Raw genomic sequence first — 15,609 nt, forward strand, 5'->3', positions numbered from 1 at the left:
TTCTCGGTTAGCCAGTCATTTGCAAAAGCCGCTGGCCGGCAGCTATCAGCCGCCAGCAGAAAAAATCAGTTCGCGGCGACCTTCGCCGGCGCGTCGTACATCGAGTACGCGAGTGTCACGCGATCGATGTTTGTCGGCAGCTTCGGGTCGACGATGAAACGTACGGTCATGTCGCGCTCCTCATCGCCGCCAAAGTGCTGCGGCGTGAAGCAGAAACATTCGGTCTTGTGGAAGTACTGCGTCGCCTGCAGCGGCGCCACGCTCGGCACCGCGAGTGCGGTCACTTCCTTCGATCGCAGATTCTTCGCGTGGAACTTCGCCTCGTACAGCCGGCCCGGCTGCACTTTCAGGCTGCCCGCCTCCGGTCGGAATTCCCATTCGCCGTATGTAGGCGCCGCCGAGACGAACTCGACGGTGACCTCGCGATTCTCCACCGGCGCTTCGATGACCTCGGCCGCTTTGGCGAGCTTCGTGCGATCACCATAGCCCGTGACGTCGCAGAGCACGCGATACAACGGCACCAGCGCGAACCCGAACGCGAAGCTGCCTGCGGCGAAGATCCACAGGTTGCGCGTGAGCTTGCGGTTCTGTTGCCTGATCGTGGTCACGTGCTTCTCATCTCGAGTTCAGCACACCCAGCAGAATGAATCCTGCGTAGAACGCGAGCGCCAGCAGCGACGTCCACAGGGCTGTCCTGCGGATGCCGCGCTTGCGATCGGCTTCGTTGATCTCCACGGCCATGGACTACTTCACTTCCGGCGCGACTTCGAAGCTGTGATACGGCGGCGGCGAGCTCAGCGTCCACTCGAGGCCATGCGGCGTCGCGGTGTCCCACACCTTGGCCGATGCCTTCACGCCGCCACGCGCGGTCTGCCACACGATGTAGGCGAACAGCAGCTGCGAGAGACCGAAGCCGAACGCGCCGATCGAGGAGACCATGTTCCAGTCGGCGAACTGCGTCGAGTAATCCGGAATACGACGCGGCATGCCCGCGAGACCCAGGAAGTGCTGCGGGAAGAACAGCACGTTCACGAAGATCGTCGAGAGCCAGAAGTGCCACGTGGCGAGCTTGTTGTTGTACATGTGGCCGGTCCACTTCGGCAGCCAGTAGTACACGGCGGCCATGATGCCGAAAATCGCGCCCGGCACGAGGACGTAGTGGAAGTGCGCCACGACGAAGTACGTGTCGTGATACTGGAAGTCGGCCGGCACGATCGCGAGCATCAGGCCCGAGAAGCCGCCGATCGTGAACAGGAACAGGAAGGACAGCGCGAACAGCATCGGCGGTTCGAAGCTGATCGAGCCCTTGAACATGGTCGCGGTCCAGTTGAACACCTTCACGCCCGTCGGCACGGCGATCAGCATCGTCGCCAGCATGAAGAACAGCTGGCCGGCGAGCGGCATGCCGACCGTGAACATGTGGTGCGCCCACACGATGAACGACAGGAAGGCGATCGAGGCGGTCGCGTACACCATCGCGTCATAGCCGAACAGCGGCTTGCGCGAGAACGTCGGGATGATCTCCGAGACCACGCCGAACGCCGGCAGGATCATGATGTAGACCTCGGGATGCCCGAAGAACCAGAAGATGTGCTGGAACATCACGGGATCGCCGCCGCCGGCTGCTTCGAAGAACGTCGTGCCGAAGTAGTGATCCGTGAGCAGCATCGTCACGGCGCCCGCGAGCACCGGCATCACGGCGACCAGCAGGTACGCAGTGATCAGCCAGCTCCACACGAAGAGCGGCATCTTCAGCAGCGACATGCCAGGTGCGCGCATGTTCATGATCGTCACGACCACGTTGATCGCGCCCATGATCGACGAGGCACCCATCAGGTGGACGGCGAAGATCAGCATCGGGAATGACGTGCCGTTCTGCAGGACCAGCGGCGGATACATCGTCCAGCCGCCTGCCGGTGCGCCGCCCGGGACGAACAGCGTCGAGAGCAGCAGCGTGAATGCGAACGGCATGATCCAGAAGCTGAAGTTGTTCATGCGCGGCAGCGCCATGTCCGGCGCGCCGATCTGCAGCGGCACCATCCAGTTCGCCAGACCGACGAACGCCGGCATCACGGCGCCGAAGATCATGACCAGCGCGTGCATCGTCGTCATCGAGTTGAAGAACATCGGATCGACGAGCTGCAGGCCCGGCTGGAACAGCTCGGCGCGGATGACCAGCGCCATCGTTCCGCCGACGAAGAACATGATCAGGCTGAACACCAGGTACATCGTCCCGATGTCCTTGTGATTCGTCGCGTAGACCCAGCGGCGCCAGCCCTTCTCCGGGCCGTGGTGGTCGTGAGAGTGGTCGTCTGCGTGATGAGCAGCTTCGTGCGTGTGTGCCATGAACTCTTACTCCGCCTTCGCAACGACTTCAGTCGCCGCGCCATCATTGATCTTCTCGACTGCGGCCTGGGCCGGCGCGCTTTCGCCGCCCTGCTGTGCCTTCAGCCATGCTTCGTATTCGGCCTTCGGTCTCACGTCCACGACGACCGGCATGAAGCCGTGGTCGCGGCCGCACAGTTCGGCGCACTGGCCGCGATAGATGCCCGGCTCTTCGGCGTTGAACCACAGTTCATTCACGAAGCCCGGGATCGCGTCCTTCTTCATGCCGAAGGCAGGCACCCACCACGCATGGATCACGTCAGCCGACGTGAGCAGCACGCGGACCTTCGTGTCCTCCGGGACGACGAGTGGCTTGTCGACGTTGAGCAGGTAGTGCTCGACGGTCTGCGGATCGATGCCCGAATCGAGCTGGCGGGCAGCGTCGCTGTCGCGAGCGAGCGTGGAGAAGAAGCTGACCTTCTGATCGAGGTACTCGTACTGCCACTTCCACTGATAGCCGGTCACCTTGATGGTGAGCTCGGAGTTGCGCGTGTCTTCGATGCGGATCAGCGTTTCGGCGGCGGGAATCGCCATGCCGACGAGGATCGCGACGGGAATGATCGTCCAGACGATCTCCGCCCGGGTGCTGTGATCGAACTTGGCCGGGACCGCGCCCTGCGAGTGCCGGAATTTGACGATCGAGTAGATCATCATGCCGAAGACCGCGAACGCGATGATCACGCAGATCCAGAAGATCAGCATGTGCAGCCCGTGGATGTCGCGGCTCAGCTCCGTGACGCCGACGGGCATGTTGAGGTCCCAGGCCGCGAGCGCAGCTCCTACCGGCAAACACGCCATGACACTGGCTGCGACGCTGGCCGCGGCGTATTTCAGAATCTTCGACATTGTCGCCAATGCTCCCATTGCTTCTTTCTGTGGGCGATGCGATTCGCCCGCGATTACGCCCCACAGCCCAGTTTCACCTGAGCGCGGGCGACTCATTCACATTCCCCACCAGTTGCTTGAGACGGACCGCGAGACTGCGACGCTCGTCTTCTGTGAGAAACCTGCCCACTTCGCAGACGCGGCCGTGCGACTCAAGAATGAGTCGACTTGGATGCAGCGCCGTCGGCGGGGCGTGGAGTTTAACCTTCGACCAATGACGAGGAAATACCGAGTGCTGCTCGGATTGCCCGCCGTGCCGCTGGATTACGACGGATTCTTCACTGATCGTGATGGTTTCGCGCTCCTGCCCCTTGCGCATCGAGGCGCGGACCGCCCAGGTCAGCAGGCCAATCTCGAGTCCGGCGAACGGGAGGACGGGCCAGTAGCCCTGCACAGCGAAAAGAGCCGCGACGCCGAAGGTGCTGGCAGCGATCGATGCGATGAAGATCCGCGCCGTCCGGGGCGTGAGCGAGCAACGAGGCGACAACACGAACCGGCGCACCTCATCCCCGGCGATGCCAGGCGAAGGTGGGCTCAACTGGGGCCCCAAGGCGATGCCGGGATTCATCGTGGGTGGGGTGCGAGCGGCGGCCAGCGGAACGGGGCCGCTATGCTAGTCGCCAACCCTCAGGGGCGCAACGCACAAATCCCGGATGGGAAAGGAGTTTTCGGCAGTTGGCGAGGCGGGATGCCTGGTCGTGCCCGGAGGCTCGAGTCGATTCGGCGGGGCAGTTGCCCGGGATGGCAATTCGACCTTGCGGGGAGATCACGCCAGGTTGCTCCCGATGCGCAGTGAAGATTAAATAAACCTGACTACTAGCTCAGTGTCGATAATCAGAAACCGGCTTATTGTTCAAATAAATCTGACTATGGCCCTCGCCGTCCGATGCTGGTCACCGGGACCCGGGTCTCCCCGCGATCGCTCGCCCCGCCTCGCCGCGTCTGCCCCGCCCAGGCGTGGCCATACACGATCTCCAGCGTCACGGGCAGAACGTTCTCTACCAGCGCGCGATCGCAGGCCTCCCGAAGCCGCTGACCAGCGGAGCGCCCCGTGAGATGCCGGGGCCGCCCCTGCGCCTGGTTCGTCGACCCGGTGCGGCGAAGTTCGCCGAAGAGTGTCTCGACGTTCGAGTAAGTAATCGTCAGTCGTTCGGTGTCCATGACGGGCTCGGCGAATCCCGTGCGCACGAGCGCGTCGCCGAGATCGTGCATGTCGATGAAGCGGTGAACATGTGTGCGCTCGTCGACTGCGGCCCACGCACCGCGCAGCTCGCGTAAGGAGTCCGGTCCGAGGCTCGCGAAGGTCAGCAAGCCGTTCGGCCGGAGCACGCGGCGGGATTCCCTGAAAATCGCATCGGGGTCATTGCACCACTGCAGCATCAGGTTGCTGAAGACGAGATCGGCCGATTCGCGCGCCAGCGGCAGTCGCGCGGCGTCGGCTGCCACGCGCTGGAACCGCCGAAACAGGCGCTGCTTCTTGCGCGCTTCCCGCAGCATCGCCGTCGAGAGATCGACAGCAACCACTCGCGCGCGCGGGTAGCGATCCTTGAGCGCGCGACTGCCCTGCCCCGTCGCGGCGCCCAGGTCGAGCACGACGGAGGGATCAAGACGCACGACGTCGAGGCGCTCGATCAGTCGCGAACGGATCTCCGCATGCACGACCGCAGCGGCATCGAAGGTCTTGGCCGCGGCATCGAAGGCGCGGCGCACGGCACGGGGATCGAGGAAGAATTCGTCGACGGAGGGCATGGAGAGCAGGCTAGCTGGGTGGCTGGCTAGCTGGCTAGCCAGAAGCAGTGCAGCCCTGTCTCAATGCTGTGGCTTTCCTGTGGGTTCGGTTTCAGCCGGACGTCATGCGAAGCACGCCTGCGGCGTTACGTCCCGCTGAAGCGGGACCCAGAGCAAGACGAGGCGCAAGGCCCGGTGAGATTACCTGATCACTGCGAGCACGCAGTCGCGTGCGCTGCCTCCCGCACGATTCCCAGCCGCCCGAACAGCGCCAGATCATGATTCTCGTCCGGGTTCTGCGTCGTCAGCAGCTTGTCGCCGTAGAAGATCGAATTCGCGCCGGCGAGGAAGCACAGCGCCTGGGTCTCGTCGCTCATCTCCGATCGGCCGGCCGACAGGCGCACGTACGAGCGCGGCATCAGCAGGCGGGCGACAGCGATTGCGCGCACGAACTCGAGCGCGTCCACTTTCTTCGCGCCGTACATCGGCGTGCCCGGCACCTGCACCAGCTGGTTGATCGGCACGCTTTCCGGATGCTCTGGAAGTGTCGCCAGCGTGTGCAGGAGTTGCACCCGATCGAGCTCGGACTCGCCCATGCCAAGAATGCCGCCGCAGCACACATTGATGCCGGCATCGCGCACCGCCTGCAGCGTATCCAGTCGATCCTGGTACGTGCGTGTCGTGATGATCTGTTTGTAGTACGACTCAGACGTATCGAGATTGTGGTTGTAGTAGTCGAGCCCCGCGTCCTTCAGTTCGCGCGCCTGCTCCGTCGTCAGCATGCCGAGCGTCACGCAGGTCTCCATGCCGAGCTCACGCACGCCCTTGACCATTTCGATGATCTGCGCGAGCTGCTTGGGCTTCGGGCTGCGATACGCCGCTCCCATGCAGAAGCGCGTCGCGCCATTGGCGCGGGCGGTCCGCGCCTTCTCGAGCACCTCTTCGAGATCCATCAGCGGCTCGGACCTGAGGCCGGTTTCGAAGCGGATGCTCTGCGAGCAGTAAGCACAGTCTTCGGGGCAGGCGCCGGTCTTGATGGACAGCAGCGTGCTGACTTGCACACGGTTCGGATCGAAGTTCGCGCGATGCACGCGCTGCGCATGGAACATCAGGTCGGCGAACGGCAGATCGAACAGCGCCCGGACTTCGTCGAGTCGCCAATCGGTGCGCACGACGCCCAGATGATTCAAGTCGATGGGACGATTCAGGTCCAGGGGACGATCCAGGTCGAGCGCGGGCAGGGCAGTCGTCACGTCCGTTTCTCCAGCAGCCAGGCAGGAATGTTTCGCCGCTGAGGCGCCACGCCTCGGCAAAGTCGGCGGCGGGAGTATTTCCAGTGCGCCGATTCGCTGTCAACCAAGGAAAGGAAAAATGGTCGACGTAACATGGGATTCGTGGCGACGCCGGCTCACGCCCTTCATTCAGGCCGTCTGGCCATCCGGCTGCCTGCTGTGCAGTGGTGTCGTCGAGTCGTCGCAGCTCGATCTCTGCGCTGCCTGCCGCAGCGAACTGCCGATGAACGAACCAGCCTGCGCGCGCTGCGCCGACGCTCTCACGGGTTCAGTCGGGTTGCAGCTGACATGCGGCCAGTGTCTGCGGCATCCGCCGCGTTTTGATGCCGCCCGCTGCGTTCTGCGATACGCCTATCCCGTCGATCACCTCGTGCGAGGGCTCAAGTACGGTGGCGCGGTGGCGAACGGCCGCGTGCTGGGGGAACTGCTGGCTTTGCACGTGAGCCAGGGGCGCAACGAACCGCTTCCGTCATTGATGGTGCCGGTGCCGCTGGCTCAGGGTCGCTATCGCAGGCGCGGCTACAACCAGGCCATTGAACTCGGAAGATCGCTCGAGAAACGCCTGCAAGTGCCCTTGCGCTGCGACCTGGTCGTTCGCACACGGGAGACGACGGAACAGGCGGGTCTGAAGAAGAGCGCGCGTCGCAAGAACGTGCGAGGCGCATTTGCACTGACGGGCAAGCTGCCCGCTCATCACATCGCCATCATCGACGACGTAGTGACGACCGGAAGCACCGTCAACGAACTGGCAAGGGTGCTGAAGCGAGCGGGTGCGAGGCGGGTCGAGGTCTGGGCGGCCGCGAGAGCAGGGGGATGACCGCGTTCCTATCTGAACGTGTACTCCAAGGCGATCCCGATAAAGATCGACATCCCGAAGTAATTGTTATTGAGGAACGCCTTGAAACAATCCTCCGGCTTGCGCTCGCGGATCAGGTACTGCTGATACAACGCAAAGATCGCCGCCACCGCGAGCCCCAGCCCGTACCACAGGCTCAGCTCGAGCTCGCGACCGGCGAGCCACAACGCGTAGAGCGTCATGAGCTGCATCACGCCGATGATGAACCGGTCGGCATCGCCGAACAGCAGCGCACTGGAGCGAATGCCGAGCTTGCGATCATCTTCGCGGTCGACCATCGCGTACATCGTGTCGTACGCCATCGTCCACAGCAGCCCGGCGATGAACAGCAGCCACGCCATCCGCGGCGTAGTCCCCGTGTGAGCGGCGTACGCCATGGGCACCGACCACGTGAATGCCGCGCCCAGATAGAACTGCGGCAGGGGGAAGAAACGCTTCATGAACGGGTAAGTCACCAGAAGCGCGGCACCGACCAGCGCCATCTTCTGCGTCAGCTGATCGAGCGTCAGCACCAGACCGATTGCGATCAGGCCGAGGCTGAAGCAAAGCGCGAGCGCTTCGAGCGGATCCAGCTGGCCCGTCACGAGCGGCCGATCGCGCGTGCGTTGCACGTGCCCATCGAAATTCCGATCGGCGTAGTCGTTGATCGCGCAGCCCGCGGAACGAGTGAGCACGGTGCCGAGCACGAACACCAGGAACACATGCGGATCGGGTTTGCCGGCGGACGAAAGCCACAACGCCCACAGCACCGGCCACAGCAGCAGCCAGATGCCGATCGGCTTGTCGAGTCGCAGCAGGCGCGCATACGCCTTGGCTCGCAGGCCGGCGGCCGGAAGTACTTCCGCGAAAAGAATCGTCGACCCTATCCGGTGGCCGAGCCAGCGAACGCGGGAACCGAAATCGGGAGGGGAGGAGGACATGGGGGAAGCTATGAGCTGCGAGCTGTGAGCTGCGAGCCAGAGTTGAAGAGAGCACAGAGATGCTTGCCACGTCGCGTCGATGCATTCCGGCTAGTCGCTCGCAGCTCGTCGCTCATTGCCCACCTCCGCGCATTCTGGCTCATAGCTCGCAGCCCCTCGTCATACCTTCCCAAACTGCTCCCCGCGTCCCGTCCAGCGCCGCAGCAGCGGCGCTATGTTCGCCTCATTCGACGTCAGCATCAATTCCGCTGTCTCCTGCACCTTCGGCAGGAGGTCGGCGTCGCGCATCAGATCGGCGACGCGCATCTGGACGAGGCCGGTCTGCCGCGTGCCCAGCAGTTCGCCGGGCCCGCGCAGTTCGAGATCACGGCGCGAGATCTCGAAGCCGTCGTTGGTCGCACGCATGACGCTCAGGCGTTCGCGGGCGACTTCCGTCAGCGGCGGACGATACAGCAGCACGCAGTTGCTTTCTGCCGAACCTCTGCCGACACGTCCGCGCAGCTGGTGGAGCTGCGCGAGGCCCATGCGTTCGGCGTTCTCGATCACCATCAGGCTGGCGTTCGGAACGTCAACGCCGACTTCGATGACGGTGGTAGCGACGAGCAGGTCGATGCGGCCCGCCTTGAATTCGCTCATCACCGCGTCCTTGTCGCGAGGCGTCATTCGTCCGTGCACGAGGCCGACGCGCAGCTCCGACAGCGCTTCGGCGAGCACGCGTGCGGTTTCTTCCGCTGCCTGCGCTTCGAGCTGCTCCGATTCCTCGACCAGCGGGCAAACCCAGTACGCCTGGCGCTTCTGGCGGCAGGCATCGCGGATGCGCAGCACGACTTCATCGCGCCGGCTTTCGGTGAGCGCGACGGTTTTCACCGGCGTTCGTCCGGGCGGGAGCTCATCGATCACCGAAACATCGAGATCCGCGTACGCCGTCATCGCCAGCGTCCGCGGGATCGGTGTCGCGGTCATGATGAGCTGATGAGGAAAGCGTCCCGATGCGGCGCCCTTCTCCCGTAACAGCAGCCGCTGGTGAACGCCGAAGCGATGCTGCTCGTCGACGATAGCAAGACCAAGCCGCCGGAACTCGACCTGCTCCTGGAACAGGGCGTGCGTCCCGATGACGATCTTTGCATCGCCCGTGGCGATGTCAGCCAACGCACGCGTTCGTGCCGGACCCGTTCGCTTGCCCGTCAGCATCGCGATATCGAGACCGAGAGGTGCGAGCCATGCGGCAAAGTTGCGCCCATGCTGTTCAGCGAGCAGTTCGGTCGGTGCCATCACGGCTGCCTGGAATCCTGACTCGACGGCGCGAACCGCCGCGAGCGCAGCGACAACAGTCTTGCCGCTGCCGACGTCCCCTTGCACGAGGCGCAGCATCGGGCTCGGCTGATTCAGGTCGCGATCGATCTCCCGCCATGCGCGCTGCTGCGCACCCGTGAGTTTGAAAGGCAGCGAGTCGACGAACTTCTGCAACAGCGTTCCCTGTGGCTCGAAGGCCCAGCCCGGATCGCGCTGCACCTCGCGTCGCAGCAGCCGCAGGCTCAGGTGATGTGCGAGCAGTTCCTCGAACGCGAGCCTGCGCTGTGCTGGATGACGATACGTCGAAAGCAGCTCGAGACTCGCATCGGGCGGCGGACGGTGCACGTAGTCGAGTGCATCCCGCAGCGACGGCAGATCCAGCTCCCGCAGAGTCGTCTGCGGCAACCAGTCGCGGATCGTTTCATTCGCCACTTCGAGCAGCGCTTGTGAAGTGAGCTGTCGAAGCCGTCCCTGCTGGACTCCTTCGGTCAGCGGATAGATCGGTGTGAGCGCGGACTCGACCGCGTTCGCGTCCGTCGCAGCGACGCGCCGGTATTCGGGATGCACGATTTCGAATCCGCCCAACCCGCGGCGAATCTCTCCGAAGCAGCGAATGCGCGTACCCCGTGCGAGACCTTGCTGCTGAGCTGACGAGAAGTAAAAGAACCTGAGCGTCATCGAGCCGGAGCCGTCGCTGATCCGGCAAAGCAGCTGGCGCCGTCCGCGAAAGGAAATCTCGGTCAGCTGGACGTCGCCTTCGACCACTGCCCGGTCGCCAAACTGCAGCGACCCGATGGGCACGACGCGCGTCCGATCCTCGTACCGCAGCGGCAGGAGGAAAAGAAGGTCCTGCACGGTGCTGATACCGAGCTTCTGGAGCTTCTGCGCAAGCGCATCGCCGACACCGCGCAGTGCGGTGACGGGACGAAGCTCCGCGGCAGCGGCAGGCTTGGAGGAAATGGCAGTGCTCATGAATCGCCGTCCGTGGCGAGTTTAAACAGGCATGAGGCTCGAGGCGCGAGACTCGAGCCAGAGTTCCCTGCAGCAAATGCGGTCCTTCTGGCTCGAGCCTCGCGCCTCAAGCCTCGTGCCTCCTTCATTCACTCCAGCTCGACCACGCAGTCCATCTCGACGGCGGCACCTTTTGGCAGTGCTGCGACCTGGATGGCGGCGCGAGCGGGATACGGCTCTTTGAAATACTCGGCCATGATCTGGTTCAGCAGCGCGAAGTGGGAAAGGTCGGTCAGGAAGACGTTGAGCTTCGTGACGTTCGCGAACGTGCCGCCCGAGGCGGTGATGATCGCCTTGAGATTGTCGAAGACGCGGCGGATCTGCGCATCCATCGAGGTCGTGACCAGCTGGCCCGTCTTGGGATCGAGCGGAATCTGTCCGGAAACGTAGACGGTGCCGCCAACTTTGACGGCTTGCGAGTAAGTACCGACAGCCGCGGGAGCGTCGGGCGTGGAGATGATGGTGCGGGGCATGAGAAAGACCTCGAAGAAGCGGTGAGCGATGAGCTGCGAGCGGTGAGCCAGAAGCGGACGGGCTGCATTGTCCTGCGGTGCGCGCGTCCTGCCTAGTCAGCGGGGCGTCCGGCTTCTCTGGCTCATCGCTCGCAGCTCGCCGCTACCAGCTCTCTTTTCACGCAAGCACCCGCGTAACCCTCATCACCTCCGGCATCTTCCGGAGATTCTTGATCACCGTCGCGAGCTGCTTCCGGTTGCGCACCTGCAGATCGAAGATCAGGGTCGATGCGTCGCCATCGCGCTCATCGACCGCGACGTGTTCGATATTCGTATCCGTCGATGCGATGTTGGAGGCGATCGCCGCGAGCGCGCCCATGCGATTGGTGACATCGATGCGGATCTCGACGTTGAAGAGGCGATCGAGGTTTGGTTGCCACGCGACCGACAGCCATTTGTCCGGCTGCTTGCGGTAGTTGTGCAGGTTGCCGCAGACCTCGCGATGGATCACGACGCCGCGACCGCTCGACAGGTACGCCATGATCGGATCGTTCGGGATCGGGAAGCAGCAGCGGGCGTACGTGACGACCATGCCTTCAGTGCCTGCAATCGCCAGAGGACCCGATTGCGGCACCGGCTCAGCGGGCGCCTGGGCATCGGCGGGCATGAGCCTGCGCGCAACCAGCGGCGCGAGACGTTCGCCGAGGCCGATGCGCTCGAACAATTCTTCCGCGCTCTTGAGATTGAGCTCAGAGGCCGCGGCCTGGATGCGCTCCTCCGGAATCTTCTTCAGTGCCAGCGCAAGATCGCTGAGCGCCTGGTTGAGGAGCCGCTTGCCGAGCTCGACCGCCTCGGAGTGCTTCAGCCCCTTGAGGTAGTGACGGATGGCCGCACGCGCCTTCGCGGTCACGACGAAGTTCACCCACGCCGGATTCGGAGTCGCGCCCTTCGCGGTGATGATCTCGACCGTCTGACCGTTGCGCAGCGGCGTGCGCAGTGGCACCAGACGACGATCGATCTTCGCAGCGACGCAATGATTGCCGATGTCGGTGTGCACGCTGTAGGCGAAGTCGACCGCGGTGGCGTTGCGCGGCAGGCGACGGATCTCGCCGCGTGGCGTGAACACGTAGACCTTGTCGGGGAAGAGGTCGACCTTGACGCTCTCCATGAACTCTTCGGAGTTGCCGCCGTGCTGCATCTCCATGAGCTGCTGCAGCCACTCGCTCGCGCGATCGCGATACGCGCGGCCCTGGTCTTCGCCGCTCTTGTATTGCCAGTGCGCAGCGATGCCCGCCTCCGCGACGCTGTGCATTTCCTCGGTCCGGATCTGCACTTCGATGGGCATGCCGTTCGGGCCGAACAAGGTCGTGTGCAGCGACTGGTAACCGTTGATGCGCGGGATCGCGATGTAATCCTTGAAGCGGCCGGGCATCGGTCGATACAGGCCATGCACCAGGCCGAGCGCGCGATAGCAGGTGTCGACGCTGTCGACGACGATGCGGAAGCCGAACACGTCGACGATCGAATTGAGCGGCGCGCGCTTGCGACGCATCTTCTGATAGACGCTGTAGAGGTGCTTCTCGCGGCCTTCCACGCGGCCTTTGATGCCTGCCTTCTGCAGGCCGCCTCGCAGGTTGTCGGCGATCTTGCCGACGAACTGCTTCTGGTTCCCGCGCGCCTTTTTCAGCGCGCGTTCGATGATGCGATAGCGACCCGGGTACAGCGACTTGAAGCCGAGGTCCTCGAGCTCCGATTTCACCGAATGAATGCCGAGGCGGTTCGCAATCGGTGCGTAGATCTCGAGCGTTTCACGGGCGATCGTGCGTCGTTTCGCCGGCGGCATCGCGCCGAGCGTGCGCATGTTGTGCGTGCGGTCCGCGAGCTTGACCATGACGACGCGGATATCGCGCACCATGGCGAGCAGCATCTTGCGGAAGGACTCAGCCTGCGCCTCGGCGCGGCTGCGGAACTGGATCTGGTCCAGTTTCGAAACGCCATCGACCAGCTCCGCGACCTCCGCTCCGAAGCGTTCGGCGATCTCTTCCTTCGCGGTTGCGGTGTCTTCAATGACGTCATGCAGGATGGCGGCGACGATCGTCTGCGCATCGAGATGCAGGTCGGCAAGGATGTCAGCGACCGCCACTGGGTGGGCGATGTAGGGCTCGCCGCTCAGGCGCTTCTGGCCGTGATGGGCCTGCGCACCGAATTCATACGCGTCGCGGACGCGGTCGACCTGCGCGGGCGGCAGGTAGGTTTCGAGTTTGTTGAGAAGCTGCGTGACGCCAATCGAACGTCTTCCGGTCGGCAGCAGACCCAGAATGGAAGACGCGTAATCCATGGGGGGAAGCGGTTGGCGGTTGGCGGTTAACGGTTAGTACAGAGGAGAGCACACCCCTCACTTCTTGCCAACCGCTACCCGCTACCCGCTAACCGCTTCTCCGATCAGTCCCCCAGGCCGAGGTGGGGGGCGCGGATTTCGCCGGACATCATCATGTCGGCGTCGGGCATCATTTCCGGAGCAGGACGCTGCTCGACCTCTTCCAGGATTTCCGGGCCGATATGGCCGGCGGCGATTTCCCGCAGGGCCACGACCGTCATCTTGTCGTTTTCGACGTCGACCGTCGGCTCCGCCCCATTGGCGAGCTTGCGGGACCGCTTGGCGGCAACCATGACCAGCTGGAACAGGTTGGGAACGTTCTGCAGACAGTCTTCGACAGTGATACGAGCCATGAAAACCTCGAAACGGGCGGGGTGGCGCCGGGGGCAGGATGCCCGGGCGCGGCGAAAGTATAGCGGCAAGAAGCGGATAGCGGTTAGCGGTTGGCGGTTGGGGGGAGAATTAGGGGAAGGGCTTAAGGCGCGGATCTGCTCGGGTCCGGGTGCGGTCTTCGGCTTTCCCATCCGCCATCCGCTATCCGCTATCTACTTCTTTCCGCTACCATTGCGCCCCCCCGCTGACCGGTAACTCACTGGCCCTCGAGCCGTCAGCGCAGAATTTGCCAAGAAAGTGCGGAGACGAGGAATGAAGTTTCGACCGACCCTGCTGGCGTTCGGCCTGGGTGCAATCGCGATCGCCACGAGCATCGGCGCTCACGCCGAGGGCAATGTAGAGAACGGCAAGAAGCTGGCGTACACCTGCCACGGCTGCCACGGCGTTCCGAACTACAAGAACGCCTTCCCCAGCTACCGCGTGCCGAAGCTCGGCAATCAGAACGCGAAGTACATCGAAGCTGCTTTGAAGGAGTACGCCGACGGCGCGCGTCCGCACGCTACGATGCACTCGCAGGCGACGACCCTCAACGATCAGGACCGCGCGGACATCGCGGCCTATCTGCACGCCGAAGGCGTCAACCCGGAAGTCGAAGTCGTCGGCACGCCGCCGGCAGCCACTCAGACCTGTGTTCAGTGCCATGGGGCAAACGGCGCGAAGGCTTTGTCGGATGAATATCCGGCGCTCGCGGGCCAGTATCCGGACTACATCGTCCAGGCGCTCAAGGATTACAAGAGCGGCAAGCGCAAGAACCCGATCATGGCGGGCATCATCGCCGGGGTGGATGAGAAGGATTTCGAAGCGCTCGCCCACTTCTTCTCGCAGCAGGGCGGCCTCTGCGGCACGGACCAGATCCTCAAGCACGGCAAGTGCGAAAAGAAGTGATCTGACCTGTGACCGGTGACGGGTGACGAACGTTACCCGTCACGGATCACCCGGCACTGGTCACTCCGGCGGCTGTCACCATGGCTCATTCCTTTCGCGCGTTTCGCATCCACCAGGAGAATGGTCGGGTCGCCCCGCGCCTCGAAACCATTTCTCTCGATGATCTGGCCGCGGGCGAGGTCGTCGTCAAAGTCGAATATTCCACGATCAACTACAAGGACGCGCTCGCAGCGACTGGCGCCGGCAAGATCCTGCGTCGTTATCCCCTCGTAGGCGGTATCGACCTCGCCGGCCGCGTCGTGAGTTCGACCGATGCGGCGTTCAAGCCAGGCGATCCGGTTCTCGTCAACGGCTGCGGGCTCTCGGAAACACACGATGGCGGCTACGCGCAGTTCGCGCGAGTGAAGAGCGAATGGGTCGTACCGATTCCTGCCGGTCTCGACGCGTGGCAGTGCATGGCACTGGGAACGGCCGGCTACACCGCTGCTCTCGGCATTCACCGGATGGAACAGAACGGTCAGCAACCCGACCAGGGTGAGATCGTCGTGACCGGCGCCACCGGGGGCGTCGGCAGTCTCGCCATCGACATGCTCGCGGGTCGCGGTTATCGCGCGGTGGCGGTGACGGGCAAATCAAGCGCGGAGGAATACCTGCGATCGCTGGGCGCTGCGCGTGTTCTCCTGCGCGAATCCATCAACCTGGGATCGCGGCCCCTCGAAGAAGCGCAGTGGGCAGGTGCGATCGACAACGTCGGCGGCGATCTGCTCGCCTGGCTGACGCGCACCACGAATTTCTGGGGCAACATCGCGAGCATCGGCATGGCGGGCAGCGGCGAGCTCAAGTCGACCGTGTTCCCTTTCATCTTGCGCGGCGTGAACCTGCTCGGGATCAATTCGGTATTCACGCCCCGTGCGCTGCGGCTTGCCGTCTGGCAGCGGCTGGCATCGGATCTGAAGCCCCGTCATCTCGATCGCATCGTGTCGGCGACGATTGATTTCGATCAGTTGCCCGGCGCCTTCGATGCTTTCATCCAGGGCAAGGTCACCGGTCGCGTCGTGGTGCGGATCGGCGAATGAGCAGCCCGCACTGAACCGCGGCGCGTCTCGCGGAGGAACGACCTTCGCGCGCAACG

At 63.7% G+C, this 15,609-nt stretch carries 15 protein-coding genes; 3 read left to right on the forward strand and 12 right to left on the reverse strand.

Going from position 1 to position 15,609, the window contains the following annotated elements; all coding sequences use genetic code 11:
- Nucleotides 1-65 precede the first annotated feature (65 nt).
- The 7 genes from HNQ60_RS09830 to bioB form a co-directional block, all read right to left on the reverse strand.
- Nucleotides 66-608 carry a cytochrome c oxidase assembly protein gene (locus tag HNQ60_RS09830; RefSeq protein WP_221304115.1) on the reverse strand — a complete coding sequence of 181 codons (543 nt, stop codon included), beginning with the start codon at nucleotides 606-608 and terminating at the stop codon, nucleotides 66-68.
- A 7-nt stretch (nucleotides 609-615) separates the two neighbouring features.
- On the reverse strand, nucleotides 616-741 hold the full coding sequence (locus HNQ60_RS27855) for a hypothetical protein (RefSeq protein ID WP_281382706.1): 126 nt from the start codon (nucleotides 739-741) through the stop codon (nucleotides 616-618).
- Nucleotides 742-744: 3 nt separating this feature from the next.
- Nucleotides 745-2,346 (reverse strand): cytochrome c oxidase subunit I, encoded by a 1,602-nt coding sequence (gene ctaD / locus HNQ60_RS09835; protein ID WP_184331155.1) that lies wholly within the window; start codon nucleotides 2,344-2,346, stop codon nucleotides 745-747.
- Nucleotides 2,347-2,352: 6 nt separating this feature from the next.
- A complete protein-coding gene (gene coxB / locus HNQ60_RS09840; RefSeq protein WP_184331157.1) occupies nucleotides 2,353-3,231 on the reverse strand; it encodes a cytochrome c oxidase subunit II in 879 nt (292 codons plus the stop codon).
- A 73-nt stretch (nucleotides 3,232-3,304) separates the two neighbouring features.
- On the reverse strand, nucleotides 3,305-3,838 hold the full coding sequence (locus HNQ60_RS09845) for a DUF2244 domain-containing protein (RefSeq protein ID WP_184331158.1): 534 nt from the start codon (nucleotides 3,836-3,838) through the stop codon (nucleotides 3,305-3,307).
- A 299-nt stretch (nucleotides 3,839-4,137) separates the two neighbouring features.
- Nucleotides 4,138-5,019, reverse strand: coding sequence for a malonyl-ACP O-methyltransferase BioC (gene bioC, locus HNQ60_RS09850; RefSeq protein ID WP_184331160.1), 882 nt, complete (start codon nucleotides 5,017-5,019; stop codon nucleotides 4,138-4,140).
- A 188-nt stretch (nucleotides 5,020-5,207) separates the two neighbouring features.
- Nucleotides 5,208-6,179 (reverse strand): biotin synthase BioB, encoded by a 972-nt coding sequence (gene bioB, locus HNQ60_RS09855; protein ID WP_184331839.1) that lies wholly within the window; start codon nucleotides 6,177-6,179, stop codon nucleotides 5,208-5,210.
- A gap of 190 nt (nucleotides 6,180-6,369) precedes the next feature.
- Between bioB and HNQ60_RS09860 the strand changes: the two genes are divergently transcribed.
- Entirely contained in the window at nucleotides 6,370-7,107 is a 738-nt protein-coding gene (locus tag HNQ60_RS09860) for a ComF family protein (RefSeq protein ID WP_184331162.1), read from the forward strand.
- 8 nt (nucleotides 7,108-7,115) lie between these two features.
- On the opposite strand, the gene ubiA is transcribed toward HNQ60_RS09860, so the two are convergent.
- The 5 genes from ubiA to rpoZ form a co-directional block, all read right to left on the reverse strand.
- The gene (gene ubiA, locus HNQ60_RS09865) at nucleotides 7,116-8,066 is read right to left on the reverse strand and encodes a 4-hydroxybenzoate octaprenyltransferase (RefSeq protein ID WP_184331164.1); all 951 of its coding nucleotides are present in this window, start codon (nucleotides 8,064-8,066) and stop codon (nucleotides 7,116-7,118) included.
- 159 nt (nucleotides 8,067-8,225) lie between these two features.
- Entirely contained in the window at nucleotides 8,226-10,331 is a 2,106-nt protein-coding gene (gene recG / locus HNQ60_RS09870; RefSeq protein WP_184331166.1) for an ATP-dependent DNA helicase RecG, read from the reverse strand.
- A 128-nt stretch (nucleotides 10,332-10,459) separates the two neighbouring features.
- On the reverse strand, nucleotides 10,460-10,843 hold the full coding sequence (locus tag HNQ60_RS09875; protein WP_184331168.1) for a RidA family protein: 384 nt from the start codon (nucleotides 10,841-10,843) through the stop codon (nucleotides 10,460-10,462).
- A 157-nt stretch (nucleotides 10,844-11,000) separates the two neighbouring features.
- Nucleotides 11,001-13,160: a bifunctional GTP diphosphokinase/guanosine-3',5'-bis pyrophosphate 3'-pyrophosphohydrolase gene (spoT, locus tag HNQ60_RS09880; protein ID WP_184331170.1), complete on the reverse strand. Its 2,160-nt coding sequence runs from the start codon at nucleotides 13,158-13,160 to the stop codon at nucleotides 11,001-11,003.
- A 104-nt stretch (nucleotides 13,161-13,264) separates the two neighbouring features.
- A complete protein-coding gene (gene rpoZ, locus HNQ60_RS09885; RefSeq protein ID WP_184331172.1) occupies nucleotides 13,265-13,552 on the reverse strand; it encodes a DNA-directed RNA polymerase subunit omega in 288 nt (95 codons plus the stop codon).
- Between the two features lie 292 nt (nucleotides 13,553-13,844).
- Between rpoZ and HNQ60_RS09890 the strand changes: the two genes are divergently transcribed.
- Both HNQ60_RS09890 and HNQ60_RS09895 read left to right on the forward strand, forming a co-directional pair.
- The gene (locus HNQ60_RS09890; protein ID WP_184331174.1) at nucleotides 13,845-14,477 is read left to right on the forward strand and encodes a c-type cytochrome; all 633 of its coding nucleotides are present in this window, start codon (nucleotides 13,845-13,847) and stop codon (nucleotides 14,475-14,477) included.
- Nucleotides 14,478-14,557: 80 nt separating this feature from the next.
- On the forward strand, nucleotides 14,558-15,553 hold the full coding sequence (locus HNQ60_RS09895; protein ID WP_184331176.1) for an oxidoreductase: 996 nt from the start codon (nucleotides 14,558-14,560) through the stop codon (nucleotides 15,551-15,553).
- The last annotated feature ends 56 nt before the right edge of the window (nucleotides 15,554-15,609 follow it).

The organism is Povalibacter uvarum (assembly GCF_014202975.1).
GTDB classification, from domain to species: domain Bacteria; phylum Pseudomonadota; class Gammaproteobacteria; order Steroidobacterales; family Steroidobacteraceae; genus Steroidobacter; species Steroidobacter uvarum.

Coding starts and splice junctions, on each gene's coding strand:
- ctaD (WP_184331155.1), bottom strand. CDS start 2,346: ATGGCACACACGCACGAAGCTGCTCATCACGCAGACGACCACTCTCAC.
- ubiA (WP_184331164.1), bottom strand. CDS start 8,066: ATGTCCTCCTCCCCTCCCGATTTCGGTTCCCGCGTTCGCTGGCTCGGC.
- HNQ60_RS27855 (WP_281382706.1), bottom strand. CDS start 741: ATGGCCGTGGAGATCAACGAAGCCGATCGCAAGCGCGGCATCCGCAGG.
- bioC (WP_184331160.1), bottom strand. CDS start 5,019: ATGCCCTCCGTCGACGAATTCTTCCTCGATCCCCGTGCCGTGCGCCGC.
- HNQ60_RS09890 (WP_184331174.1), top strand. CDS start 13,845: ATGAAGTTTCGACCGACCCTGCTGGCGTTCGGCCTGGGTGCAATCGCG.
- HNQ60_RS09845 (WP_184331158.1), bottom strand. CDS start 3,838: ATGAATCCCGGCATCGCCTTGGGGCCCCAGTTGAGCCCACCTTCGCCT.
- spoT (WP_184331170.1), bottom strand. CDS start 13,160: ATGGATTACGCGTCTTCCATTCTGGGTCTGCTGCCGACCGGAAGACGT.
- HNQ60_RS09860 (WP_184331162.1), top strand. CDS start 6,370: ATGGTCGACGTAACATGGGATTCGTGGCGACGCCGGCTCACGCCCTTC.
- HNQ60_RS09895 (WP_184331176.1), top strand. CDS start 14,558: ATGGCTCATTCCTTTCGCGCGTTTCGCATCCACCAGGAGAATGGTCGG.
- rpoZ (WP_184331172.1), bottom strand. CDS start 13,552: ATGGCTCGTATCACTGTCGAAGACTGTCTGCAGAACGTTCCCAACCTG.
- recG (WP_184331166.1), bottom strand. CDS start 10,331: ATGAGCACTGCCATTTCCTCCAAGCCTGCCGCTGCCGCGGAGCTTCGT.
- HNQ60_RS09875 (WP_184331168.1), bottom strand. CDS start 10,843: ATGCCCCGCACCATCATCTCCACGCCCGACGCTCCCGCGGCTGTCGGT.
- coxB (WP_184331157.1), bottom strand. CDS start 3,231: ATGTCGAAGATTCTGAAATACGCCGCGGCCAGCGTCGCAGCCAGTGTC.